At 40.7% G+C, this 632-nt stretch carries 1 protein-coding gene; it reads right to left on the reverse strand.

The annotated features are described in order from the left end of the window. Positions 1 to 124: 124 nt before the first annotated feature. Positions 125 to 632 (reverse strand): ATP-binding cassette domain-containing protein (locus tag A3762_RS03825; protein ID WP_156493205.1); only part of this gene is annotated, 508 nt, incomplete at its 5' end.

Genomic DNA, 632 nt, shown 5'->3' on the forward strand with positions numbered 1-632 from the left:
GTTTCTTTCTCACTATCATCGAGGGAGAAACGATGTCCGTCAGATCCGTCTGAGAGTGGATCGAAACGGTCGCTGTCATATTCATGGTAATTATTCATTCATCTGCCCCTGTACTGTATTTTTCTCAAACGCAAAGATATTTTGTGCCCAAGTTAATAAACTGCGACTGCTGGCTTACAAGAATAATAATATGGTCCTTTTGACGGCGTTTTATGGCCTCCAAAAATAGATTATTAGATACCGGATCCATGTCAGAGTTGATCTCATCAAACAGTAAAACCGGCGTATTGGAACAGAGACATCTTGCGATCGCGATTTTCTGTCGCATGCCTTGGTGAAAAACACCATAGTCAACATTATCAAGGTACTCATCGAAAGACTTAGGGAACTTGGCCAAATCTTTCGTCAACCCAATTTCATGTGACACGTCATAGGCAGATGATTCTCTGCTTTTGTTATGTAACGTGATGTTGTCTAAAAACGAACCCTTGACTAATTTTGGTTGTTGCGGACAAAGTGAGATATAAGGTGTCAAATCTCGGTTGGCAATTTTTCTAACATCGATACCAGAGTAACTAATGACCGCTTGATCGTGCTCACAAAGCCCTGCTAGGGAAGATAATAATTTTGAT

The sequence above is a fragment of the Oleiphilus sp. HI0125 genome (assembly GCF_001635355.1).